Annotated in this window: 23 protein-coding genes and 1 other annotated feature; of the genes, 5 read left to right on the forward strand and 18 right to left on the reverse strand. The window is 59.4% G+C overall.

What is annotated here, in order from left to right; all coding sequences use genetic code 11:
• Positions 1 to 4: 4 nt before the first annotated feature.
• Entirely contained in the window at positions 5 to 292 is a 288-nt protein-coding gene (gene traL, locus A9D13_RS02630; protein WP_010412623.1) for a type IV conjugative transfer system protein TraL, read from the reverse strand.
• A gap of 26 nt (positions 293 to 318) precedes the next feature.
• The gene (locus tag A9D13_RS02635; protein ID WP_010412629.1) at positions 319 to 645 is read right to left on the reverse strand and encodes a hypothetical protein; all 327 of its coding nucleotides are present in this window, start codon (positions 643 to 645) and stop codon (positions 319 to 321) included.
• 363 nt (positions 646 to 1,008) lie between these two features.
• Here A9D13_RS02635 and A9D13_RS02640 point away from each other — a divergent pair, with 363 nt between their 5' ends.
• On the forward strand, positions 1,009 to 1,470 hold the full coding sequence (locus A9D13_RS02640; RefSeq protein WP_029140025.1) for a hypothetical protein: 462 nt from the start codon (positions 1,009 to 1,011) through the stop codon (positions 1,468 to 1,470).
• A 1-nt stretch (position 1,471) separates the two neighbouring features.
• Positions 1,472 to 1,738, forward strand: a complete 267-nt coding sequence (locus A9D13_RS02645) for an AlpA family transcriptional regulator (protein WP_010412637.1) — start codon at positions 1,472 to 1,474, stop codon at positions 1,736 to 1,738.
• Positions 1,739 to 1,785: 47 nt separating this feature from the next.
• Here A9D13_RS02645 and A9D13_RS02650 read toward each other — a convergent pair whose 3' ends face one another.
• The gene (locus A9D13_RS02650; protein WP_010412642.1) at positions 1,786 to 2,172 is read right to left on the reverse strand and encodes a MerR family transcriptional regulator; all 387 of its coding nucleotides are present in this window, start codon (positions 2,170 to 2,172) and stop codon (positions 1,786 to 1,788) included.
• Between the two features lie 82 nt (positions 2,173 to 2,254).
• On the opposite strand from A9D13_RS02650, the gene A9D13_RS02655 reads away from it, so the two are divergent.
• Together A9D13_RS02655 and A9D13_RS02660 are read left to right on the forward strand one after the other, a co-directional pair.
• On the forward strand, positions 2,255 to 2,617 hold the full coding sequence (locus tag A9D13_RS02655; RefSeq protein ID WP_010412645.1) for a DUF3703 domain-containing protein: 363 nt from the start codon (positions 2,255 to 2,257) through the stop codon (positions 2,615 to 2,617).
• An 8-nt stretch (positions 2,618 to 2,625) separates the two neighbouring features.
• The gene (locus A9D13_RS02660; protein WP_010412648.1) at positions 2,626 to 3,270 is read left to right on the forward strand and encodes a class I SAM-dependent methyltransferase; all 645 of its coding nucleotides are present in this window, start codon (positions 2,626 to 2,628) and stop codon (positions 3,268 to 3,270) included.
• A 98-nt stretch (positions 3,271 to 3,368) separates the two neighbouring features.
• Here A9D13_RS02660 and A9D13_RS02665 read toward each other — a convergent pair whose 3' ends face one another.
• The 13 genes from A9D13_RS02665 to A9D13_RS02725 form a co-directional block, all read right to left on the reverse strand.
• A complete protein-coding gene (locus A9D13_RS02665) occupies positions 3,369 to 4,025 on the reverse strand; it encodes a peroxiredoxin (protein ID WP_010412650.1) in 657 nt (218 codons plus the stop codon).
• A 194-nt stretch (positions 4,026 to 4,219) separates the two neighbouring features.
• A complete protein-coding gene (locus tag A9D13_RS02670; protein ID WP_010412654.1) occupies positions 4,220 to 6,454 on the reverse strand; it encodes a TonB-dependent receptor family protein in 2,235 nt (744 codons plus the stop codon).
• Positions 6,455 to 6,655: 201 nt separating this feature from the next.
• Positions 6,656 to 7,609: a cation diffusion facilitator family transporter gene (locus A9D13_RS02675; RefSeq protein WP_010412661.1), complete on the reverse strand. Its 954-nt coding sequence runs from the start codon at positions 7,607 to 7,609 to the stop codon at positions 6,656 to 6,658.
• On the reverse strand, positions 7,609 to 8,475 hold the full coding sequence (locus tag A9D13_RS02680) for a hypothetical protein (protein ID WP_010412664.1): 867 nt from the start codon (positions 8,473 to 8,475) through the stop codon (positions 7,609 to 7,611). Before A9D13_RS02680 ends, A9D13_RS02675 begins: the two co-directional genes overlap by 1 nt.
• Positions 8,472 to 9,101 (reverse strand): cation efflux transmembrane domain-containing protein, encoded by a 630-nt coding sequence (locus A9D13_RS02685; RefSeq protein ID WP_010412667.1) that lies wholly within the window; start codon positions 9,099 to 9,101, stop codon positions 8,472 to 8,474. Before A9D13_RS02685 ends, A9D13_RS02680 begins: the two co-directional genes overlap by 4 nt.
• A complete protein-coding gene (locus A9D13_RS02690) occupies positions 9,098 to 11,593 on the reverse strand; it encodes a heavy metal translocating P-type ATPase (RefSeq protein ID WP_010412670.1) in 2,496 nt (831 codons plus the stop codon). The genes A9D13_RS02685 and A9D13_RS02690 overlap by 4 nt, the downstream gene beginning before the upstream one ends.
• Before the next feature lie 116 nt (positions 11,594 to 11,709).
• Entirely contained in the window at positions 11,710 to 12,135 is a 426-nt protein-coding gene (locus A9D13_RS21045; RefSeq protein WP_225982092.1) for a hypothetical protein, read from the reverse strand.
• Between the two features lie 13 nt (positions 12,136 to 12,148).
• A complete protein-coding gene (locus tag A9D13_RS02700; RefSeq protein WP_137678839.1) occupies positions 12,149 to 15,412 on the reverse strand; it encodes an efflux RND transporter permease subunit in 3,264 nt (1,087 codons plus the stop codon).
• Between the two features lie 37 nt (positions 15,413 to 15,449).
• Positions 15,450 to 16,598 (reverse strand): efflux RND transporter periplasmic adaptor subunit, encoded by a 1,149-nt coding sequence (locus A9D13_RS02705; RefSeq protein WP_011413836.1) that lies wholly within the window; start codon positions 16,596 to 16,598, stop codon positions 15,450 to 15,452.
• A gap of 11 nt (positions 16,599 to 16,609) precedes the next feature.
• Complete coding sequence (locus A9D13_RS02710) at positions 16,610 to 17,863, reverse strand: TolC family protein (protein ID WP_010412683.1); 1,254 nt, start codon at positions 17,861 to 17,863, stop codon at positions 16,610 to 16,612.
• Positions 17,864 to 17,927: 64 nt separating this feature from the next.
• Complete coding sequence (locus A9D13_RS20390; protein WP_137678721.1) at positions 17,928 to 18,272, reverse strand: hypothetical protein; 345 nt, start codon at positions 18,270 to 18,272, stop codon at positions 17,928 to 17,930.
• Positions 18,273 to 18,431: 159 nt separating this feature from the next.
• Entirely contained in the window at positions 18,432 to 20,363 is a 1,932-nt protein-coding gene (locus A9D13_RS02720; RefSeq protein ID WP_094063313.1) for a cytochrome c/FTR1 family iron permease, read from the reverse strand.
• The gene (locus A9D13_RS02725) at positions 20,360 to 21,001 is read right to left on the reverse strand and encodes a cation efflux transmembrane domain-containing protein (protein ID WP_011413839.1); all 642 of its coding nucleotides are present in this window, start codon (positions 20,999 to 21,001) and stop codon (positions 20,360 to 20,362) included. The genes A9D13_RS02720 and A9D13_RS02725 overlap by 4 nt, the downstream gene beginning before the upstream one ends.
• Before the next feature lie 138 nt (positions 21,002 to 21,139).
• Here A9D13_RS02725 and A9D13_RS02730 point away from each other — a divergent pair, with 138 nt between their 5' ends.
• On the forward strand, positions 21,140 to 21,535 hold the full coding sequence (locus tag A9D13_RS02730; RefSeq protein WP_010412699.1) for a MerR family transcriptional regulator: 396 nt from the start codon (positions 21,140 to 21,142) through the stop codon (positions 21,533 to 21,535).
• Positions 21,536 to 21,561: 26 nt separating this feature from the next.
• Here the strand turns inward: A9D13_RS02730 and lspA are convergent, their stop codons facing one another.
• The gene (lspA, locus tag A9D13_RS02735; RefSeq protein ID WP_010412703.1) at positions 21,562 to 22,053 is read right to left on the reverse strand and encodes a signal peptidase II; all 492 of its coding nucleotides are present in this window, start codon (positions 22,051 to 22,053) and stop codon (positions 21,562 to 21,564) included.
• A 348-nt stretch (positions 22,054 to 22,401) separates the two neighbouring features.
• Positions 22,402 to 23,630, reverse strand: a protein-coding gene (locus tag A9D13_RS02740; protein WP_373288794.1) for an IS3 family transposase whose coding sequence is annotated in 2 segments (ribosomal slippage) — positions 22,402 to 23,339 and positions 23,339 to 23,630 — 1,230 coding nt in all. Because the reading frame shifts where the segments join, the coding sequence is not laid out codon by codon here.
• Positions 23,235 to 23,349, reverse strand: a sequence feature (AL1L pseudoknot). It overlaps the preceding gene by 115 nt.
• Positions 23,631 to 23,680: the final 50 nt, after the last annotated feature.

Genomic DNA, 23,680 nt, shown 5'->3' on the forward strand with positions numbered 1-23,680 from the left:
TCCCTCAGCCTGCGAGCAGGCGGCAGTGGGAGGGCGGCGTGGCTTTCAGCCCGAGGAAGCTCCCCGGCAGATACCAGTAGGCAGCATGGACCAGTTTCGACCCTGCGCCTGATGCCTTCGCCTTTCGAAGGGCGAACCAGGTCATGACCGATAGGCCGGTGCCGATGATGATGTGCTGCGAAAGGATGCCCCACGCGAAGGGGACGAGCAGTCCCGCAAACTCGTCGATGGTCCAGAAGCCGATGAGCTCCGGGTCGTCGAGCCGCCGTGGAACGAGGTATCTGTCGGCCATGCCGCCCTCCCGTCGTTAGACCGCGATCAAATGGTTGCGGTCACGACCGAGGTGACGATCGGCACGCCTGTGCCGACGCCAATTCCGACACCGACCGGGACCGCGACCTGCCCAAGGGCGAAGCGGCCCGAGGCGAGCGCGATCAAACCGCCGGCAAGGCTGAGGACGGTGATGATCTTGCCGCCCGAACCTTCGAGGAAGTCAGTGAACTTCTGCAGCGCCGGATCAAAGGTCGTGTCGGCACCGGCATAGGCGGCACCGGCGCAGGCGACCGCAATCGCGGCCGGAAGAATATAGTCGCGGGCACGAATGCCTTTGACGGATGGGCGGGGAAGGGTGATTGCATTGTTCATCGAGGAACTCCGTTTCGAACATTGGCAGCGATGCGTTCGCTGTATGTTCTTTCCTCGATTGGAAGGCAGGGTGTAGGAAAACGGAAACTGCCGCACGCGGCATTCCGACCAAGAGAAATCGTCGATTCTGGGCAATCTGACCGGGCTTTGCGCGACCGGTGCAGACATTGCGGCCAAGAATACCGATCATTGCGCCACCCATACCGAAATCTGAGATCGAGGGACCGGACTCTGCGCGAATCAAATCGTGTGACGATGAGCCAGTTTCCTACGAGTTCCTTATTTGTTCTTTTTCCTTTCCTACAGTTTGACGCGTCGCCTAGCCTGTTGGTGATTCGCTAAAGATCACCGGAAGCAGGAACAATGGCGCGAAACACAAACGACAAATGGGGAGAACTATCGCGAGGAGTCGCCGCTTTCCTCGACCATGCCGTGGACGAAAGTGGCAAGTCCCGGCGGACGATTGCCGCACAGACGAATATCAACAAGGACGCGCTCCGACGCATCCTCGCCGGGACAAGGTCAGCCACACTGCTTGAGGCGCTGGCCATCCTTGACGCGAGCGGTCACGCGCCGCGCACCTCCCTGATGCTGGCACTCGCGGGGTACTCGCAGCGTAGCAAGGATTGGCAGAATAGCGGCGTGCTGGAATTTCTTGAAACCTTCATAAGCGAGTTGCCGTCTGCTTTGGATCAAGCGCTGGGCGAGAGGCTGCTCGATGTGAGACCGCGCTGGGCAAAGGGGACCGCTCACCGCACCGCCGGTCTCCTGTCGGATCACCTCGCGCAACTGGAGCGGCAGGATGAACAAAGCTTCGCTCTCTGAAATGACGACTGGTCTCGAAACGGACGCGGAAGCCGTTCCTGTCGAGCCAACGCCAGACCGGCTCATTCGTCTTCCCGAGGTCATGGCGCGCGTGGGCCTGCGCCGAACGGCAATCTATCAGCGGATGCGCGAAGGCCGTTTTCCAAAGTCGCGTTCGCTCGGTCCCCGTTGCACGGTTTGGGTCGAAGCCGAGATCGATGACTGGATCGGTTCTGTTGTCGAACGCACCGACGAGATATGTCAGAACACGCCCCGAATTTCGAGATGATCATGGTTTGCGTCCCGTCACCGCTCGAATAAACGCGCGCTGTCCCGCTAGCCGGAAAGCACTTCGATTATCCGGCATTCGCCAACCGCTCCGTGCTGGCAGTCGTCGACCATATGGCGCAGTTCGGTTCGCAGTTTTCGCAAGTCACCAAGCTTCCGATCCACTTCGCGTAGGTGGAGGCTGGCAATAGAGTCCACGGCTTCGCACGATTGCGATGGATCATCCGACAAAGAAAGCAATTGGCGCACCTCCGCCATGGTGAAGCCGAGGTCGCGTGCGCGGCGGATAAACCGCAATCTGGCCAATTCGGTCGGGCCATAGTCCCGGTAGTTTCCGGCGGTGCGTGGTGGTTCCTCCAGCAATCCGGTCCGTTCGTAGTAGCGGATCGTTTCGGCGGTCGTGCCGGTCTTCCGCGCCAGGGCACCAATCTTCATGGGTTTCTCGCAATGCTTGACCTTGTAGCCACTACAAGGTGCATAAGACGATTCGAAGATGCAAGCAGAACGGTAAAATCCTGTGGCAAAGAAGGACATTATTGAACTTATCGAAGCTGAGCGGCGCGTTTTCCGTGCCGCCAGGCAGTCTGGTGACCGGGCTTTGGCTTGGACCGCGCTCGAGCGGGAACATATTCTGGGCCAGGGCTTCTTCGGGCCGCACCTTCGTTCACATATGACGATGCTGGGCTATGCAGTTGAAACCCGCGATGGCCGCGAAGTTCTGGGGCAGGTCATACGTCTTGCGCTCGCTCCCCTTGGTAATCTCACCGGACGGCTCCCCTGGGGCAATACCGGACGCGCAAACGTGAGCGCATTCGCGCCAATGCCATACCCGGACGACCTCGCGGAGGTTTTCACCATCTCTTCGGACGAGGTTCGCTAGCACGCGCCATGGCAATTCTATCCAACGAACAGGTTGAACGTCTCTACGACAAGAACGCGGGAATCTATGACCGATTGGTGTCGGGGTTTCGGTGGGCCGGTCTTGGTCGCTGGCGACGCGATCTGGTTAACCGGCTTGAACTCAAGGCCGGTGACCATGTGATCGATCTATGTGCTGTCACCGGCGCAAACCTCGCGTTTCTGCTTGAGAGAGTAGGACCAAGCGGCAAGGTGACGCTGGTCGACCTTTCGCAAGGCATGCTCGACCAAGCCCGTCGACGAGCGAAGCGCCTGCGAGCTAGCAATGTCGAATTTGTGCAGTCAGACGTAGCCGCCTTCCGCTTTCCGAGCGAGACCAGCGCAGTCATCAGCACCTTTCGACTGGAAATGCCACCTGACTACGCCGCGATCATCGAGCGCGCCTCAGCTGCTCTCCCGACGGGTGGCCGGATGGCCCTGCTTGGCCTGAAGCACCCCGAGCGCTGGCCGCGATGGCTGATTGAAATCGGAATATTCGCTACGAAACCGTTCGGCGTCTCGCGCGAATACGAAGAATTCCGCCCGTGGCTACCAGCCCGCCGAGAGCTGAACGAACTCCATTTCCGCGAGTTTCTGGCAGGATGCGCTTACGAATTCGTCGGTGCCAAATCGTAATGCGGCAGAAGCCGCAGTTGCGTGACTGCTTTTGTCTAGCTTCATGCGGGTTCCCCTGTTGAGTTCGAGCCCAAATACACCACATCCGCTTGCGCTGGTCAGTCGATTTTAACCGTGCGCAGATAGGGGCGCAGCGTTGTGAAACCTTGCGGGAAGCGCGCTTTCGCTTCTTTATCGGAAACAGACGGTGGAATGATGACGTCATCCCCACTCTGCCAATTGACCGGGGTTGCCACGCCTTTACTTTCGGTGAGCTGGACTGAATCGAGCAATCGGAGCACTTCTTCGAAATTGCGTCCGCTGCTCATCGGATAGAGTAGCATCGCACGGATTTTTTTGTCCGGGCCAACGATATAGACGGCGCGAACGGTAGCATTGTCGGCTGCGGTTCTTTGCTCCGCACTGCCAGTCTCCTCGGCGGGCAACATATTGTAGAGTTTGGCCACCTTCAGGTCGCTGTCGCCGACCACCGGGTAATCGACTTTATTGCCGCTGACCGCCTCGATATCGGGTAGCCAGTCGCGATTGTCTTGGCTGCTGTCGACCGACAGGCCGAGAATCTTGGTGTCGCGTTTGGCAAATTCCTCGCCGAGACCGGCCATGTAACCCAGCTCGGTCGTACAAACCGGGGTAAATGCCTTTGGATGAGAAAACAGGATAGCCCAATTGTCGCCCATCCAATCATGGAAGGTGATGGTGCCTTGGGTCGTTTCCGCTGTGAAATCGGGAGCTGTCGAGCCAATGGAGAGGGTCATGTCAAAACTCCTATTTATTCTGGGGGAGGTGTCCGCCGTCCTCATATTTTGGCGGGTGTGTGGCCTGCGGCACGTCGAATGTCGGCGCAATCGATTGCGTGAGTCTCGACCTCACCTGCATTTAGTGAGGCGGAAATGCTCACTGGCGCTCCCGCCTCCTACAAGATTGCGCGATCATCGGCCGGCGTAGATACTCAGAAGCGCACGCTAGCGCCTGCTACGAAGCGCCGGGGAGCCCCCGGTCTCAAACCCGAAGGCCGACGCGCTACAGCATAAGCATTGTCGAACAGATTATCCACTCTGGCAAACAAAGAGAGACCTTCCGTCAGCGCAAACCGGCCGGCGAGATCAAAGACAATCCTTTCGTCAATACGCTCATCGGGCGAAATATCCCCGCTACCTGCTTCGGTGCGTACTTGCGATGTGTAATTGGCGCTCACGAGCAAGGATGCCGGTCCAAATGCGAGCCCCGTTTCGGCATAGAATTGGTGGCGAGCGATGTAGGGGAGTGCGTCGCCCTGGGACACGGAACCGAAGAACGCACTCTCGAAACTGCTTTCGAATTGCGCGTCGGTGAGCGTGTAAACCACCGAGAAGGGAATAGAAATTTCCCTACCCACTTGATGCTCCGTCGAAGCTGCCAGCTCCAACCCCTTCACGGAGACGGCCCCAGCATTGAACTGGTCGCCAATATCCCCGACGCTACACCCCACGGATTGTGTGCAGTTTCCGAGCAGATTGGAATAGTCGGAATAAAACGCAATCGCGGAAGCTTGAATGGCGCCATTCCGAAAACGCCCACCAAATTCATAGTTCCAGCTTTTCTCGGCTCGTGCCTCCGGATTTCCGGGCCCGGGGGGAGAAAAACCGCGCGAAGCGCCTGCAATCAACAGCACGTCTCCCAGTGCATAGGTTGCACCGAGTGCGGGAAGCCATTCGTCAACGTTGGTCTTGCGTATGCGCGCAGGTCCATCGAGACGAGCGGGGTCGGCTCGATCATAGTCCAGTCGAGTAAGGTCGATGCCTTCGTACCGAATGCCGGGTGTCAGAGTAAGCCCGCCGATCTCGATCCGGTTCTCCAGATAGAAAGCGATCGCCTTCGCCTTCGCCTCGCGATTGGCTTGAGCGCCCGGAGCCGTCTGCCGGACGAAAACGAGATCTCCATCCGTTTGCGTATAGAATTCCTCATTCTGCAACCGGTCTTCTTCATCCTCGTGATACCGGAGCGACGCAGCCAGGTTGTGCCTGACCTCGCCGGTCTCGAAAGGTCTTTCGAACGAAAGCTGGACGCCTTCGCTCCGATAGACGCGGTTGTTGTTGCGAATGCGAAGGGCACCTTCAGCGCTGTCTGCGCCTCGCAGGATTGCGAGGCCTCTCTCGTTTGAGGAGGGAGCATCGAAAACGGGTTGGATGGCATCAAAGCTGCCATCACCATCGAAATCGATGTCCTGTAGCTTCGACCAACTTCGTGTGAAATCGTTGCGATATAGGGTAACCGCGAACTGCGTGTCGTCAGGCAACCGGAGGGTGCCGGTGAGCCGATATTGATCGTGCTCGCCCGTGAAAACGTCGCGTTGGCTGGCCGAATAGCGCCGGTACGGATCGCTCGCGAAATCCGCGTCGGCGAGGCCCAAATAGGTTTCGTTCGCCTCAAGTTCGGATCGACCATAGGCGAACTCGAGGCGAGCATCGACCGGCGAATCTGGGTTGGTGTGGACGGCGAAGCGGGCGCGATAGTCCTGACGTTGAAAACCGGTCTCGGCGCCGGGAAGCCCATCTATCGTCTTGAACCCGTCACTGCCTTGCTGATAGCTTTCTACCATCGCCCCGAAATTGTCGGCACTAGCGCCAATCCAGCCATGACCCTGATAATAGCCGCGAGAACCAAGCTGGCCGGAAGCTTCGCCAGCCAGGCTCTCGGTCGGTATCGGAGTCGATCGGAAATTGATGGCCCCGCCGATCGTGCGAGGACCATAGCGTACCGAGCCCGCGCCCTTGATCACTTCGACTGCGTCCATTCGACCGATCGCGGGAAAGTAATACGCGGCCGGAGCGGCGTAGGGGGCAGGGGCAATGAGAACGCCATCTTCCATCAAGGTGATGTTGCTCGACCGTTCGACCGGCGCGCCGCGCAAGCCAATATTCGGGAATAGCCCGAAACCGTCCTCTTCCTGAATGTTGACCCCCGGCACCTGGCGCAGGACACGGTTGACGTCACCATGCTCGAATTCGCTCAGTTCCTCGCCATCGATTAGGTCCGCCGCACCGGCCACTTCATACGCATCGATGCGACCGCCAATCACGATAATCGATTCGCTTGGGTTTGCTATCCCGTCCTGCGATTGCCGCTCATCGGTCGGGTCTTTTTCATTGGCGTAAGCAGGGGCGGCCAGTGCAATTGCTATGAGCGAGGCGGTAGCGCGATACATGTGAAGAATCCTTTCGAGACATTTACCAGCCTACTACTGCTATTGAGACGTATTCGCAATAGCAGTAGTAGGCTTTTATGCCCATATTGGGTGAGGGCGGCTCGCGGTGCATCGGTTCTGGACTGCAATACCGTCCGCGACCGGCGCGCGATGAGGGCTCAGGGTCTGCGAACGGCCGGGCAGGAACAGGCCAGCGAAAGCTTAATCACCGACCGTGTTTTTCCCGTTGTTGGGTGCCGGGTGGGCAGGGATCAGCGCATCATCGCAGTCCGTAGCGAGGCAGGGCTCGAAAGTGACATGTGCGATGCCGAAATCCTTTTCCAGCATCGCCCGCGCGCGTCGCTTGACTCCCTCGAATGCTGTTTGGGAGTAATCAACAAGAGTGAGATGGGCTTCGAGCGCCCGGTGATGTTCTCCCAGATTCCAGACATGGACGTGGTGAATATCCTGCACGCCGCCAAGCGCGCGCAGGTTTTCAACCATCTGATCAAATTCCACCTCGTCCGGCACTGCTCCCATCAGCAGACGAACGGTTCGCGGTAGGAGCGTCGCGCCCTGCCAGATGACATAGGCCGCGATGATGAGAGTGATGATGAGATCGGCGACGACGAGATCGTATAGAATAATTAGCACTCCGGCGACGATCACACCGATCGAGGCCAGCGCGTCCGAAACGTTATGAAGGAAGGCAGCCTTCATGTTAATGCTGTCATGCGCGCCGCGATAGACAATGAATGCGGTGACGAGATCGATGACAAGTGCGATCCCGGCAACCCAGATCACGGTCCAGCCTTCGACCGGCTGCGGCGCGGCGAAACGGTTGATCGCCTCAACGATCAGATAGAATCCGATGATCAGCAAGGTCGTCAGATTGATGAGTGCGGCGACCACTTCTCCCTGGGCGTAGCCGAAGGTCATCAGCTTGTCCGCCGGACGCCGGCCTATGCGTCGCGCAAACCACGCAAGACCAAGAGAGGCCGCATCGCTGAAGTTGTGCAATGCATCCGCGATAAGCGCCAGTGACCCTGAAAGGATGCCGCCGACAATCTGGGCAAGGGTCAGGAGGACATTGATCGCGACCGCGAGGATCAGCTGACGATCGCTAAGGTTTTCCTCGCCGTGACTGTGGCCAGCTTGATCGTGCGAGTGCGCCATCACTTTTCTCCGCTATTTGCGATTTTGTTGCCGGCGGTATCCGGATGCTGAAGGATCGCATCGGAATTATCGATTGCTCCGATCGCGGCGTTAAATCCGACTGCAATCATTCCGAACATCGCAAGCCCGGAGATGAAGGCCGCGAGTGCTGCCAAATTCAAACCTCCCAGTCTGCCCGGGATTTGCAGCAAAAAATGAACCGACCAGACAAGAAAGTATCCTGCGAGTAGAATTGCCAACCGCGCGTCCGCTGTTTCGCTCATGCCGTGGAGAAGCCAAAACCCGGCTACCGCTGCGGCAACAAAGGCGAGTGACAGAAAAACATGGATCGCTAGACGATCCATGCGTTTCATCGCGCTGTCGCGAAATCCGGCTGTTGTCTTTCGCCCCACCAGGAAAAAGGTGATTCCAACCCCTAGTGTTGCTGCGAAACCGGCGAAGACAGACACGGCTGCTGCTGCACCCAGAGCGATGCCACCAAACCCCAGCGCAATACCGCCTTGAAGCGCAATGGTCATCTTCGGCCCGCGTCTTCCCACGGCGTCGGACAGGGTTCCAACTGAGTCGCGATGCGAAGCCCAGCCTCCGATCAGCACCGCCAGAAGATAGAGAGTCCCGCCAGCGGGGAGCAGGGCTGCGTCTATGAAGTCACCCCTTGCTTGTCCAACTGCAGGACCGGTCAAAACAAGCGCAAGTGCGGCAAGGGCGCCAGAGTGGACGGCCGCCGCGAACCCATTTTCGTTCGGGGTAGGCCCGTGCTTTTCTTCCCAGACAACGCCAGCACCCAGGCCGAGGCTTGCCAGCATCGCCAAGGTCAGGATCGCCGACAAATCCTCAGTTACAAATATCTCGTGGACGAGGCTCATTCCCGTGTTTCGCCATGAACCGTTCCCGCCTCGTCGTGCTTGTCACTGTGCGCGTCGCGCAGGATATCGATCCCGCCGTAAAGAGCTATGCCAGCCACAGCGATGCCGACCACAAGGTCCGGCCAGTTCGCGCCTGTGATCATAACGATGACGCCAGCGATGATAATCCCGCCGTTCGAAATGAAGTCATTGAAGCTGAATGTGGTGGCGGCCCGCATGTTGACGTCCTTGTTCTGCATCTTTTGCAACAGGCGAAGGCAATAGAGGTTCACTATGCCCGCGACGGCAGCCATCGCGATCATCAGGATGCCACCCGGCTCAGAACCTTCAACAAACCGCCTGACGGCATCAGCAATCACTCCGCCGGCAAAGATCAAAAGCATGACGCCAGAAAAGCGCGCTGCGCCTCGCTTCCAGGAGCGCGGTCGACTCAGCGCAAGGAGACTGAGAGCGTAGACAAGCGCGTCCGACGAATTGTCGAGCCCGTTGGCCAAGAGCGCGTTCGAGTCCGCAAAATAGGCAACGACAAAGAAACCAACCGCGATTGCGACGTTGAGCCACAATACGATCCACAATGTGCGTCGCTTGTCCGCCGAATCCAGATCGAAGTCATCGTTGCAGCTCATACTGGCTTCTCTGCTATGTCTTTTGTGCTGCCCTTCTCTTTATACGCCAGAAGGCGAAGCGCATTGGCGACCACGATTAGCGTTGATCCCTCGTGAACCGCGACAGCGGGGCCTATCCCGAGACCGAAAATGGTTGCCGGGATGAGCACGACAACAATTCCGAGACTGACGATCATGTTCTGCCGGATGATTGACCGGGTTTGTCGGCTCAGATCGACGGCGAAAGGCAGTCGGGCGAGATCATCGGCCATCAGCGCGACATCGGCTGTCTCCAATGCAACGTCCGAGCCGGCAGCCCCCATTGCTATTCCGACCGTTGCGTTCGCCATGGCCGGAGCGTCATTAACCCCGTCTCCGACCATCGCAACCTTGTCCTGGCCGGCAAGCTTGCGGATGGCCTTGACCTTGTCGTCGGGCATGAGATTGCCCCAGGCCTCGTCGAGGCCGACTTCCTTTCCAACCGCATCGGCCACTCTTTGGTCGTCGCCCGAGATCATGATCATTCGGGTGATCCCGAGGCCGCGCAACGCTTCGAGCGTCGCCTTTGCTGCCGCCCGCGGCGTGTCGAGCAAACCGATCGCTCCAAGATCGCGCGTTTCCGAGCGAACGCCCATCGTCGTCCGCCCGCGCTCGCGCATGGACTCGATAGCATCCGACAGTTCGGCACCGAGCTGAGGGACCCCGTCTTGCCCGAACATTTCGAGCTTTCCGATCCACACCCGCTCACCGCCGACAAGCGCGGTGATCCCCTTGCCTGTGAAGCTTTCAAGACTTGTAGCTTCGGGCAGTGCCTCATCGCCAAGCCGCTGCTTGCCGTCCCTAACAATCGCCTGTGCTAGGGGATGATCGCTCAGATTTTCAGCCGCCGAGGCAATCGCAAGCAGTTCGTTTTCAGATACACCCTGCGCGGGTTGGACATCGGTCATGCGGGGCTCGCCTTCGGTAAGAGTACCGGTCTTGTCGAACGCGATGGCCTTGAGCGCGCCGAGATCCTCGAGCGGCGCGCCGCCCTTTACCAGAATGCCGCTGCGTGCTGCTCTGGCTACTCCGGACAAGACCGCGCTCGGGGTCGCGATCGCCAAAGCGCAGGGGCTGGCAGCCACAAGCACCGCCATCGCCCGGTAAAAACTGTCGCGGAACGGCTCGTCGATGACAACCCAGGCGAAAAGGAGCAGGCCGGCCAAAGCGAGCACGGCAGGCACAAAAATTCGCTCAAAGCGCTGCGTGAAGCGCTGGGTAGGAGATTGCTGAGCCTCGGCTTCGCTCACCATTTGGACGACCTTGGCGAGGGTCGTGTCACTCGATCGCCGGGTCACTTCCACTTCGAGCGCGCCCGATCCGTTGATCGTCCCTGCGAAGACGCGATTGTCATCCGCAAGATTGTCAGGATTTGCGCGCGCAGAAGCGATATTCGAAACCGCGCTCTTGTCGACCGGCACGCTTTCCCCGGTCACCGGAGCCTGATTGATGGCACTGACGCCGTCCAAGATGAAGCCGTCAGCCGGAAGGCGTTCGTTCGGACGCACGATTACGACGTCGCCTAGCGCAAGCTCCTCGACCGGAACCTCAACGACGTCATCTCCACGTTTTACTCGTGCCGTTTCCGGCGCGAGCTCGGCGAGCGCCTCGATCGCCCTCTTGGCGCGGCCCATCGCGTAGTGTTCGAGCGCGTGGCCGAAACTGAACAGGAACAGCAATAGCGCGCCTTCGGCCCATTCCCCGAGAAAGGCGGCGCCCGCAGCGGCGACAAGCATGAGGCTGTCGATTTCAAACCGGCGCAGGCGCAAATTGTCCCACGCCTCTCGGACGGTAAAGAATCCGCCAAAGAAATACGCCGCGAGATAGCATGCGAATGGCAGCCATCCTGGATGCCCAGACCATAGCTTCTCAATCCCGAACCCGGTCGCGAGAAATACGCCCGAGGCGAGCGAGAAATAGAGTTCGGTGTTCGCGCCGAAAATGCCACCATGACTGTGCCCGGCACGATCTTCATCATCGTGATCATGGTCTTTGGAAGAGTGCTCGGCGTTCCTGGCGACATCGCCCGCCAGAACCGACACGCCGAGGTTCTTGAGCTCGCCAGCAATCCTAGGCTCATCGGTTAGCTGACGGTCGTACTCGGCGATGAACCTCCCGCTCGCATCAGCATTTGCTTCGAGGATACCGGGTTTGCTGGCCAGCAGGTCCGCGACCGTTTGGGCACGGCGGGTGGAATTGATGCCATCGGCTTGCCAGACAACGTGTCCGTAGCGTTCGGAGATTTCCGCTCCGGCCACATGGGCCAACTCCTTGATGCGGGCGACAGTCAGGCGATCGGCATCGTATGATATCGCTAGTCGGGCGGATGCATCTTTCTCGCCGGGCAATATCGTGACCTCGTGCACGCCGATCCGCGAGCTGAGCAAAGACTGCAAGCGCGCGATGCAATGATCGGTTTCGCTCGGGATGTCGGGAAGGAGCGGTGAGACTTCGAGTTCGATGGTTCGCGTCATTGCCTATTGCTTCCCATTGGAAATTGACCGCTCCCGGTGCCGCAGACCCGTAAGCTTGCAGGTTCGCGAAACCCGAATAGGGACTAGCGAAGCCCGCATATTGCGTAACGAAAGCGTCAATGTGCGTCCTGACCTGCCGGCACTTTCAGCGAATTCGCTGGACAGCGGTGAAACGTGCGCGTGACACCGCGATAATTGCGGGTTGTCAGTTTTTCGGCGGTGCGCTCTTCGATGGTAAGATGACGAACCCGCATCGGCCGTTCATGACCTTCAAATGGCATGTGCGCGTGGGTGTAAGCGATGGCATCGCCCTCGTCTCGCCAAATTCCGACGGCGGCGGGGCCACCGTCCGGAAGCTGCACTTCGGCATAATAGCCATCTGCGAAAAACACCCAGGCCGGTCCGCTATCACAAGACCGCGTTTCACCAAGGCTCCAGACACCGGCGATCGGAACAAGCGTGCTCTGATCCTGCGCCGATGCTGGAACACTTGAAAGTATCAGGGCGCCGGCAAGAGTCACACTGAGCTGGCTACTAATCATTGATGCTCTCCATTCACGTAACCTCTTGCAGCTCTTGCCGTTCCTCGGGAGTGACGTTGCGGCGCAGGCGGTCCCACCAGCGTTGACGCCACGTCCGGTCATCCTTTCTGGTGGCGAAGACGAGCTTCAGGATCGCGGGAAGGACGAACAAGGTGAGCGCAGTGGCGGTGATCAGACCGCCAATGACCACCGTTGCCAGAGGCCGTTGAACCTCCGCTCCAGTGCCGGTCGCGATCGCCATGGGGACAAACCCGAGCGACGCGACCAGAGCCGTCATCAATACTGGACGCAAGCGCGCCAGTCCGCCTTCCACGATGGCCTCATCGAGCGCCATCCCCTTGTCCAGACGCTGGCGTATTGCAGTCACCATCACGAGACCGTTGAGGGTCGCCACGCCCGAGAGGGCGATGAACCCGACTGCCGCCGAAACCGAAAACGGCATTCCGCGCAGAGCCAGCGAGAAGATGCCGCCAGCGAGGGCGAGCGGGATCGCGCTGAAAACAGCCAGAGCGGGAACCCAGCCTCCGACTGCCATATAGAGCAACAGGAGAATAACCGCGAAAGCGATCGGGATAACGATCTGCAACCGTTCCTGCGCAGCCTGAAGGTTCTGGTACTGGCCGCCCCACTCGATGAAGGCTGCAGCGGGCAATTCGACCTGCGCCTCGACATTCGCCCTCGCTTCCTCAACGAAGGAGCCAAGATCGCGCTCGCGCACGTTGGAGGAAACGATCACCAGCCTGCGTCCCTGTTCACGGCGGACTTCGGCAAGGCCATCCACAACCCGGAATTCGGCGACCGAGCGCAGCGGTATGGTCGCTCCGTTCGGAAGCAGCACCGGCAATGCACCAAGCTGATCGAAATCATCGCGTGTCGCATCCGAAAGCCGAACGACGACCTCGAACCTTCGATCGCCTTCAAAGACCAGCCCGGCAGGCCGCCCGCCCAAAGCAATTGCGACGGATTGAGCGACGTCTTCGACCTTCAGCCCATATCGAGCGATCGTTGGACGATCGAAGGCAATATCAAGCGTTGGGAAACCGGTGACCTGCTGGACTTTAACATCCGCAGCTCCCTCGACCTCGCGCAAAATCCCGGCGACCTCGTTCGCTGCCGAGGTCATGGCGGTCAGGTCGTCGCCGTAGATCTTGACCGCGACATCGCCGCGCACGCCAGCGATCAGTTCGTTGAAGCGAAGTTCGATTGGTTGGCTGAACTCATAGAGATTGCCAACCAGGCCTCCCAGAGCACTCTCCATTTCTGCCACCAGATCATCTTTCGAAAGATCCGGGTCAGGCCATTCATCGCGCGGCTTCAGGATCACATACGCATCGGAGGCGTTGGGCGGCATCGGGTCGCTGGCCACTTCCGCAGTACCGGTACGTGAGAATACCAGCTGCACTTGCGGAAATTCCTCCAATCGATCTTCTACTCGCCGCTGCATCGCCAGAGACCGCTCGAGAGATGTGGAAGGGATTCGCAATGATTGCACCGCGATATCGCGCTCGTCGAGCTGCGGTGTAAACTCGCTGCCAAGGAAACTGAACACCAGAGCAGCAACGGCAAAAATGCCGGCACCGGCCCCGATCACCGGCCAAGGGCGGGCGATGGCTTTGCGGACAAGAGGCCCATAGCGTTCCTTGGCGATCCGGATCGGTTTGACTTCCTTCTCCGTCAGTTTTTTGTTCAGCAGGATCGCGATCATCGCCGGGACGAAAGTCAGCGAGAGTACGAATGCCGACGCGAGCGCCAGCATGACCGTGATGGCCATCGGCGAGAACGTCTTGCCCTCGACTCCGGTGAAGGTCAGCAACGGTGCGAACACCAGAAGGATAATCGCCTGACCATAGACAGTCGGCTTGATCATCTCCTGCGCGGCAAGCCGCGTTTCCGTCAGCCGTTCGCCAAGTGTCAGGAGCCGGCCCTCATGCTCCTGTCTGGCCGCAAGACGTGCCACACTATTCTCGACGATAATCACGGCCCCATCGACGATCAGACCGAAGTCAAGCGCGCCCAGACTCATCAGATTGCCTGACACTCCGAGCCGGTTCATGCCGATCGATGCCATCAGCATCGAAAAAGGGATAACCAGAGCGGCGATAATTGCGGCCCGTATGTTGCCGAGCAAAAGGAACAGGATGGCTATGACCAGCAGCGCACCCTCGACGAGATTCTTCTCGACGGTCGCGATCGTTGCATCGACGAGAGACGAACGATTGTAGACGATTTCGGCTACCACACCTTGTGGCAGGGAGGCGCGGACTTCGTCAAGCCTCTCAGCGGCCTGGGCTGAAACAGTGCGGCTGTTTTCTCCTGCCCGCATGAGGACGGTACCAACCACAGCCTCGTCGCCATTCAGCGATGCAGCCCCGGTTCTGAGATCACCGCCAATGCTGACCGTTGCGACATCTCCCACGCGAATGGGAACGCCTCCACGTGTAGATATGACTGCTTGCTCGATGTCCTGGACACTGCCGAGCCGTGCATCGACACGAGCCAGCAGGGCTTCTCCTGATCGCTCGACGAAATTCGCGCCTTCGGCAAGGTTGGCGGCTTCCAGCGCATCGATCACCTCATCGAATGAAAGCCCGTAGCCTGTCATGCGAGCAGGATCGGGCTGTACGAGATATTGCTTTCGGAAACCCCCGATGGAATCGACACCGGCGACGCCATCGACCGACCGCATGAGTGGAGCGACCACCCAGTCCTGAATGGTACGCAGATAAGCAGCCTTAGCGACATCGCTATCCAGCCTGTCACCGCGTTCGGTAACGAAGCTTCCGTCGGACTGCCAACCGACCGCATTGCCCTTCGGTGCTTCCTTGCCCCCCGGATGCTCGAACTCGATCGTATACATGAGCACTTCGCCCAGACCGGTCGAGATAGGTCCCATTACCGGTTCTGCTCCTTCGGGCAGCGAAGCGGTGATCGGCGTCAGGCGCTCATTGACCTGCTGCCGCGCGAAATAGATGTCAGTACCTTCTTCGAAGATTGCAGTAACCTGGCTGAACCCGTTGCGCGAAATCGAACGGGTCATTTCCAGACCATCGATCCCGGCGAGACCGGTTTCCACCGGATAGGTTACCTGCGTTTCGACCTGGGAGGGGGAAAGGGCGGGCGCTTCGGTATTGATCTGCACCTGAACGTTCGTAATGTCGGGTACGGCGTCAATGGGAAGCCGAAGAAGGTTCATCACGCCATAGATGGCGACACCGATCGTCAAAACGACCATGGCCCAGCGAAAACGCACGGCCATGTCGAGGATCATGCCGATCAGGCCGTGGCGGTGCGAGTGCTCCGTTTCCTGCATGCGATCAGTGTCCATGTTCGGCTTCCTCTTTTTCGAGTTCGGCTTTGAGCAGGAAGGCATTCTCGGTTGCGATCCGCCAGTTCGCTTCGAGACCGGATTCGATCACCACGCGGCCTGCGGAACGTGCGCCGGTCACCACCGGACGGGTCTGGAAGCCGCGGCGCGTGCGCACGAAAACCACTTCCTGGCCGTCGAGTGACTGCACCGCGCTTTCGGGCACCGACATGCGGCCCGTGTCGACCTCGCCCGAAGGTCGGATGCGCGCTTGCAGGAAGGCACCTGGTTGAAGACCGGGGATGGACCGCGTGAGCGAAAGGACTGCCGTCGCGCTGCGGCTCTCAGGATCGAGCGATGGCGTGACGGAGCGGACCCGCGCTCCGATCTCGCGGTTTTCTGCAAGTTCCAGCGTGGCTTCATCGCCTGGCTGAATACGGCTCGCTTCTGCAGAGGGGAGCGCGACTTCGATCTGCATCGCATTAGGATTCACGATTTGGTAGAGTTCCTCTCCCGCATCGACAAACGAACCAAGGACAATAGGCGCCGCCGTTACCCGTCCTGCAAGAGGGCTGGTAACCGCCAAAGACCGACCGTCGCCACTCACGCCCGCTGCCGCAACCGCTGCCTGCGCGCGGGACAGTTCTGACTGGGCGACCTGGAGATTGGCGCGCACCGCTTCGAGATCCTGCCGCGCCGTAACATTGGCTTCGAAAAGCCGGCGTTCGCGCTCATAGGCGGCTGACAATTCGTTGACGCGCGCGCGCGCCGCGCTCAATTGCGATGCCAAAGCTGCCGCTTCCGCACTTTCGATACGCGCAATGGTTTCACCCTGCCGGACGTAATCACCCAGCGTTTTTTGAACGCTCCGCACCACGCCCGCCGCTCGCGCATCGATCCGCGCGCTGCCTGTGGGGCTAGCGGCGATTGTGGCTGGGAACACTAGCTCTACCGCCGAGCCCTCACCAACGGTCTCGACCATGATTTCGGAGCTTCGAATCTGCTCTTCGCCGAGTAGGACCAGTCCTTCCGGGAGATCGCTTTCTTCGGTTTCCTCTTCGCTGTGCGGTTCTGCGCCGTTGTCCGGCCACAGCATTACAGCAGCCGCAAAAACAAGAATGATCAGGCCGATCAGTACGGCCAAACGCTTACGGTTCATGGGTATTTTCCTCATTGGGCGCCAAGCCAGATCAACTGCGCCGCCAGGCGACCGCGATCTTCCTGGGCTTGGATCAAGGCTTCTCGGATTGCATCGCGGGCTTCGGCCGCAGCCAGAACCTCGATCAGCGGGAACCTGCCGTTGCGATACCCAATCCGGACGAGGCGCAAGGCTTCTTCCGCTTGAGGCAGGGAGGTTTGGGACAGAGTCTCTACACGAGCCTCGGCGGCGAGAAAGCGGCCGCGCGCCTGGGTTACTTCGAGTTCGAAATCCGCGCGGGCGACAGCCTCGCGTGCGGAGGCCGCGCGGAAGCGGGCCTCGGCAGCGGCGATGTTACCCTGATTGCGATTGCGGAAAGGAAGGGGAATCGAGACGCCCACTAGGAAGGCCTGATCCCTGCTTTCCTCGAACCGCCTGACACCGGCGGAGATGGCCGGATCGGGAACACCCAAAGAGCGCTCCCTGTCGATCGCAGCGTCCGCCGCCTCGCGTTCGGCACGCGCGACTTGGAGACGCAAAGCAGAAGGCGATGCAAGAAGCATCGCAGGAGGTTCGATCCCGGGAAACGCCGATGGCACGTCCGGGGGAGGGGACGTTTCACCCCAGAGCGCCACCAACGCGCTCCGCGCCGCTATCTCTGAAGCTCGCGCGGCTTCAAACTCCGCCTCGGCTTCAGCAAGGGCCGCTTCTGCACGAAGCGAGCGCAGCGGCGGCTCGCGGCCAACTTCGACAAGCAGGCCAGCTATACGCGCGAGTTCGCGATTGCGTTCGACTACGTCGCGGGCAAGTTCCAGTCGCGCAGCTGAAGCGACCGCCTCGATGTAGCGTTCGCGCACCATGCGACTCAGCTCAGCGACCGACAATTCTCCAGAAAGCATTGCCACGCGCGCCTCGGCCTCGGCCGAGCGAATGCGTGCGCCCCGCTTGCCGCCTAGCTCGAGGCGCTGACTCAAAGACAGCGTATATTCGGTTGCTTGCAGCCCTGAAAAGGCACCGCTTCCTGCGATGTTCTCCGCTTCAAAGGCAAGCTCAGGATTTGGCCGAAGCCGTGCCTGATCGATAAGCGCGCGTGCCGCGTCCGTTTCGGCCTGCGGCCCGATCAAACGCGGATTGTCTGATTGCACCTGCGCGCTTTCGTCCACACCCGCACGCGCGAGAGCTTCGTCGAGCGTCAACACCGCGCGTTCTTGTGCACGCACCGCACCGGGCAGTACTGCGAGGCTCAGCCCTGCAAAAAGGGCGCCTCGCCAAATAATGGCAAACATGAATTGATTTTTCCTCTACTGACATGCCGAATGCGCGCCGACATTGCGGCGGCAATACTGGACGTCAGATTCGAGGAGGGGGCGTCAAAATCGCTTGCTGGACTGCAGTCAGGCCGACGGGTTCGAAGAAATGCTGTGCACCGGATGAACGCTCACCGGCCCCGATATCCGCATTGCCTGCAAATTGGACTCCATGATGGCAATGGCCGTGGGCGCAGATGCCATGCTGCTCATTCGGGCTGTCCGGCAAGTCTTGACCAGTCTCGCTACTTGCAGCTTCGACACTTGTAAGTTCGCCAATTTCAGGCCCGCATACCGCCGCGTCCACGCTTACGCTGAACACCAGGCCGAAGAGAATCAGCATGGCGAAAAACGGCTTCAAGGCAAGAAGGGGCATACGGAGGGTCATGACACTTTGGCCCCGCTAGCAGGACCAATCACATGGCACAAGTCGATATTCTCTTCGAATTCCGAAGCCGTCGCGCAGCTCAATGCATAAGAACGAACAAATGCGCTATTCATGTACCGACCTGGGTCGACACAAACGCCGTAATAGAAAGATATAATATCACACTGCATCGCGTGACCGGTCATTGTTTGATGCTCGGGTGTGATTAATCCAGAAACCAAGTAAAAGTACGGATGCCATTGCAAGTTGAGCGCCAATCACTTGGAACGTCGGATAAACTCCAAGCATACTTAGTCGCGGACCGCCGGCTATCGGCGCAATTCCGATCACACCCGCTTCCTGCAAGCCCGCGATCCCTTTGCCAATCAGGACAATCGCAAGCAGGGCGATGAGCACCGAACTGTAGGCAAAGAACTTTCCGATCGGCAGCGTCCGGCTGTAGCGCAGCAGCAGCCAGGCGATGACGACAAGGAGCAAACCGGCCGTGGCAGCGCCCGCCAGCAGATAGCCCGTACTTCCCTGAGCGGACAGCGCAGCGTAAAAGAGGATGGTTTCGAAGACCTCTCTATAGACGACAAGGAATACGATCCCGAACAGGAACCAGAGCGATCCGCGCGAAAGCGCCTTGCCAAGCTTGTCGCGGATATAGCGCTGCCAATTGTCTGCCTGTGATTTTCCGTGCATCCAGACGCCAACCGACAGAAGGACCAGCGCTGCAATCAGCGAACCGAATGCCTCGATCGATTCCCGGCCGGCACCGCTGATGTCGAGAAGATAGGTCGCCGCAAGCCAAGTAAGCGCGCCTGCCACCAGCGCACCGGTCCACCCGCCATGAACAAATCGCAATGCCCGATCCTGTCCCGCCTTCCTCACGAAAGCGATCATGGCGATCACGATCAGCAATGCCTCCAGACCCTCGCGGAGGAGGATCGCGAAAGATGCCACGAAGGTTGACCAGCCCGTCGCAGATTCCGGCGCAAGGACATTTTCAGCCTGTACGAGCAAACCCTCGATGGCCCGGATCCGTTCGCTTATCGCAGAGGTCGGCAGATCTGCGTCGATGGCTGCACGCAAGTCCATCATCCCGCTCTCGATACGCACCAGAAGATCCGGATTGCGTGTCGCCAATATCGGTTCGACGGGTTCGAACCCGTCCAAATATGCCGACAGTGCGAGCTCCTTGGCCCGGGAAATATTCCCGTTCGCGTGGGCGCGTTCAGCTTCTGCGAGCCGGGTACGTGTGATGCCAAGAGGCCCCGCTGCATCGGCGATCGCCGACGGGTTGGCCCGAAGATAGGCCATGAGCGCGTCCGCGCGCACTTGCCCGATCTCTCCTGCCAGTTCGTCCGGCGTGATCTTCGTGAGAGCGGCAAGATCGGGAAAGCGTTTGCGTAGTTCGGAATCTGACTTCCATAGACGCGCCCCTTCGTCGACCGCCTCAAAGGCGACGGATCCCGAATAGAAGGCCAGGGCCCAACGATCGTCGGAGGAGAGCTGCGAGAAACCGGGCATGGCGGTGCCATCGATCCCTTGGTCGATAACCTGATAGAGACCCATAATGCTGCGCTGACGCGCGCGATCGACGTCGGTAAATGCGATCGGCGGTGGATCAAGGCCCGCAGACGCCGGCCCGCGACCGTTTCCTGACACCCCGTGGCAACTGGCACAAGTCTCCTGGTACAGCAGTCTTCCGCGCTCAAGATCGGGCGCCCTCGAAGGCGAGAGCGTGATCGGATAGATGGCTAGGAGATCCGCAGCGAGCTTTCTGGCTGCCGTGGCAACTTGATCAACGGGGGCCATCGAGAGGATATCGGCTTCAAGTTGCTTCGCGTTTGCCTCTAGCCGAACGCGACCGGGGCGTTCAGGCAATTCCGCAATACCCGATCGTACCGTACCGGCGAATTCGACCATTTCCTCATATTCGACTTCGTTGACGACTTCGCCGTCCTCGACGGCAGCTGCATAATCTACCGCCATGTAATCGAGCAGGCGCCAGATCGTGTTGGGTTCTGCCGCCAACGCTTGCGCGCTGCCGAACGACAACAGAAGGGCCAGGCAAATGCCGGACAGGCGCGCCAAATATTTCATCATGCAATCTGCTGCGTTTTCATATCGCTGCGCGCATGGCGGATAATTTCGAGAGCCGAATGGAGGAACAAAAACGCAATCGCAGCGGCCACGATGATATCAGGCCATGCGCTTCCCAACCAATAAACCAAACCGGCTGCGACGATGACCGCGACATTGGCCAGGGCATCGTTGCGTGAAAATAGCCATATCGCGCGCGCTTGAGCATCGCCTCCTTTGCGAAAGCGAGCGAGCACAAAAACGGCGGCAAGGTTGATAAGCAGGGCGACAAAACCCACCCAGCCCATGATGCCGGCTTCCGGCTGCACCATATCGAACATGCGCCAGATCGCCGCGCCGATCACACTCACACCAAGCGCCGCCAGAAACAAACCTTGCGCGAGCGCCACCCGAGCACGCGTCGATGCCGTCCATCCGAGCGCAAGCAGTCCGATGAAGGTGATCGAGCCATCGCCAAGGAAATCCAGCGCGTCGGCTTTGAGCGCCTGGCTCGCGGCTAAAAACCCGGCGGCCAGCTCGATCATGCCGAAACCGACATTGAGGATAATCACGATCCAAAGCGCGCGGCGGTATTGCGGATCGTCAACCGCCCTCTCGGGGTCGCCGGTGCAACCACAGTCTTCCGAATCATCTAAACTCATGATTTTTGAGCTTTACAATCTCCAGTTACTGGAGGATCAAGGACTTTCTGCGCACCTTTCGCAGAAAGTCTGACGGCCGATGTGCGATTGCGTCGCGGAGACACACACCCTGCGATGGCCATCATCGAGGATTAAAGAATGCAGATAGGAAAAATTGCCCGCGCGACCGGGACCAAAGTCAACACCGTTCGCTATTATGAAGAGATCGGTCTTCTGAAGCCCGCTCCGCGCTCCCAGTCGGGACGAAGGATTTACGCAGACGCCGATGTCGAACGGCTCGCATTCATCCGGCGGGCTCGGGGTTTGGGCTTTTCGGTGTCCGAAGTTCGCTCGCTGCTCGAAGTGTCGGACGCACCAAACCGGGATTGCAAGGACGCTGCGACTTTGGCACGAAATCATTTGCGCCGGGTGGAAGAGCAGATCGAACAGCTGCAGGCGATGAGACAGGAACTGATCGGCCTGGCACGGGCCTGCGATGGGGGCACTGCCACCGACTGCGGCATCATCGGCGGGCTTGCTAGAAAATCCGCCTGAAGATTGCCTTGGCAAAAGCGCAGAATCTACACTTTCGGCGCGGTGCCATCGTCGCGCTGCGTTTCTCCGGACCACCAGGTAACGAGAAACAATGCCACTCCAAGGACTATTCCGACATCCGCGAGATTGAACGCCGGCCAGTGATAGCCGCCGACATAGAAGTCGAGAAAATCGGTGACCGCTCCGTCCGCCAGTCGGTCGGCAACGTTACCCAATGCACCGCCAATGATCGAACCTATCGCGGCGGATTCGAGGCGTACGGTACTGCGCCAGAGCCATCTGGCCAGAACGCCCACGACAAGAAGCGCGAACCCGGACAGCAAATAGGGCGCGATTGGATTGCCGGAACTCAGGAGGCCGAATGTAACACCGCGATTATATCCGAGCACCAGATTGAAGAATGGAAAAACATCTATCACGCGGGCAGGGTCCATGACCACATTCACAATAAGCCATTTTGAAATGAGATCGCTCGCGAAGACTGCGACGGCGATCGAAAGACCAAGACTTCGGTACATATTGGTTCCTTGGATGATCGGCAGATATCTCTGATTCTCTGGACGATAGAAATCAGGTCTGGGCCCGGTACTCATCGATCATGTCAATGCAGAGAGGTCAACTGTCCCGCCGATCACTGGCCCAGCCATTCAGGCATCCGAATGTCATCGGCACGTGATCCCAGCGCGGGAAAATATCTGTCTCCGCCATGCCTTGATGGGCAAGCAAAACATTTTCGCCGATGTCGCAAATTGCACCGGTTTCGCGTGGGGGCACACGAGGTGGATCGCGGACTCATACTGCGGCGGTGGGAATGTCAAGAAACGGAGTGAAGCGTCCCGGATTTTCCGGAGGCAGTTTCAATTGAGTCATGCGACCATATCGAGGTTCCCTCTAGCTGCATAGTAATTGGCTTCGGCCTCAGCGGGTGGGATGTGCCCGATGGGGCCGAACAGACGCTGGTTGTTGAACCAATCGACCCAGCGTAGCGTTGCCATTTCCACGGCCGACACGCTTGGCCATGATCGCTGCCGCCAGATCACTTCCGCCTTGTAGAGGCCGTTGATCGTCTCGGCCAAAGCGTTGTCGTAACTGTCGCCAACGCTGCCAACGGACGGGACGAGGTTGGCCTCTGCCAAGCGCTGGGTGTAGTTCATGGCCAGATATTGGACGCCCCTGTCGCTGTGATGGATCAGGCCGTCATCAGGGCCAGGCCTGCGCGCATGGATCGCCTGTTCCAGAGCATCGAGCACGAAGCCGGCGGTCGCCGACGTGCTGACCTTCCAGCCCACGATCCGGCGGGCATAGGCATCGATCACAAATGCCACGTAGACGAACCCGGCCCAGGTGTGGACATAGGTAAAGTCGACCACCCACAAAGCGTTCGGCCGGCTGACGCGGAACTCGCGGTTGACCTTGTCGAGCGGGCACGGCGCCTTGGGGTTGCTGACGGTCGTGACCGTCGTCTTGCCTCGTCGCACGCCTGCCAGCGACATGGTGCGCATCAACCGTTCCACGGTGCACTTGGCCACAGCGATGCCCTCGCGGCGTAACTGGTGCCAGACCTTGCGGGAACCGTAGAGGCCAAAGTTGTTGTCATGGACACGCCTGATCTCTTCCTTGATCTCATCATCGCGCCGGGCACGGGCCGGACGCCTGGTAGGATCTGCAAGCCGGGCAGCATGCTCGTGGTAGGAGGACGGGGCGATCGCCAGTTCACGGCAGATCGGCTCGATACCCAGTTCCTCACGGTGCGTGTCGATAAACGACATCACCATTTGCCGTGGCGGTCGAGCTCCGCCTGAGCAAAATATGCGGATGCCTTGCGGAGTATCTCGTTGGCCCGGCGCAACTCCTTCACTTCGCGTTCCAGCGCCTTGACCCGGTCCCGGTCGCTGGCGGCCTGCGCCGCTGGTCCCGCTCGTCGGCTCGCCTCCTCACGGCACCAGCGGCGCAGCGTCTCGGTCGTGCAGCCAACCTTCCCGGCAATCGAAGACAACGCTGCCCATTCCGACGGGTAATCCCCCCGGTGCTCATCCACCATTCGCACCGCGCGGTCACGAAACTCTGGCGAAAACTTGTTCCTTGTAGCGCTCATTCTGGCTCCTTCTCACAAATAGGAGCCTCCGGAAAACCCGGGACGCTTCA

Origin of the sequence: Croceicoccus mobilis (assembly GCF_001661965.1) — a bacterium.
Lineage (GTDB): Bacteria > Pseudomonadota > Alphaproteobacteria > Sphingomonadales > Sphingomonadaceae > Croceicoccus > Croceicoccus mobilis.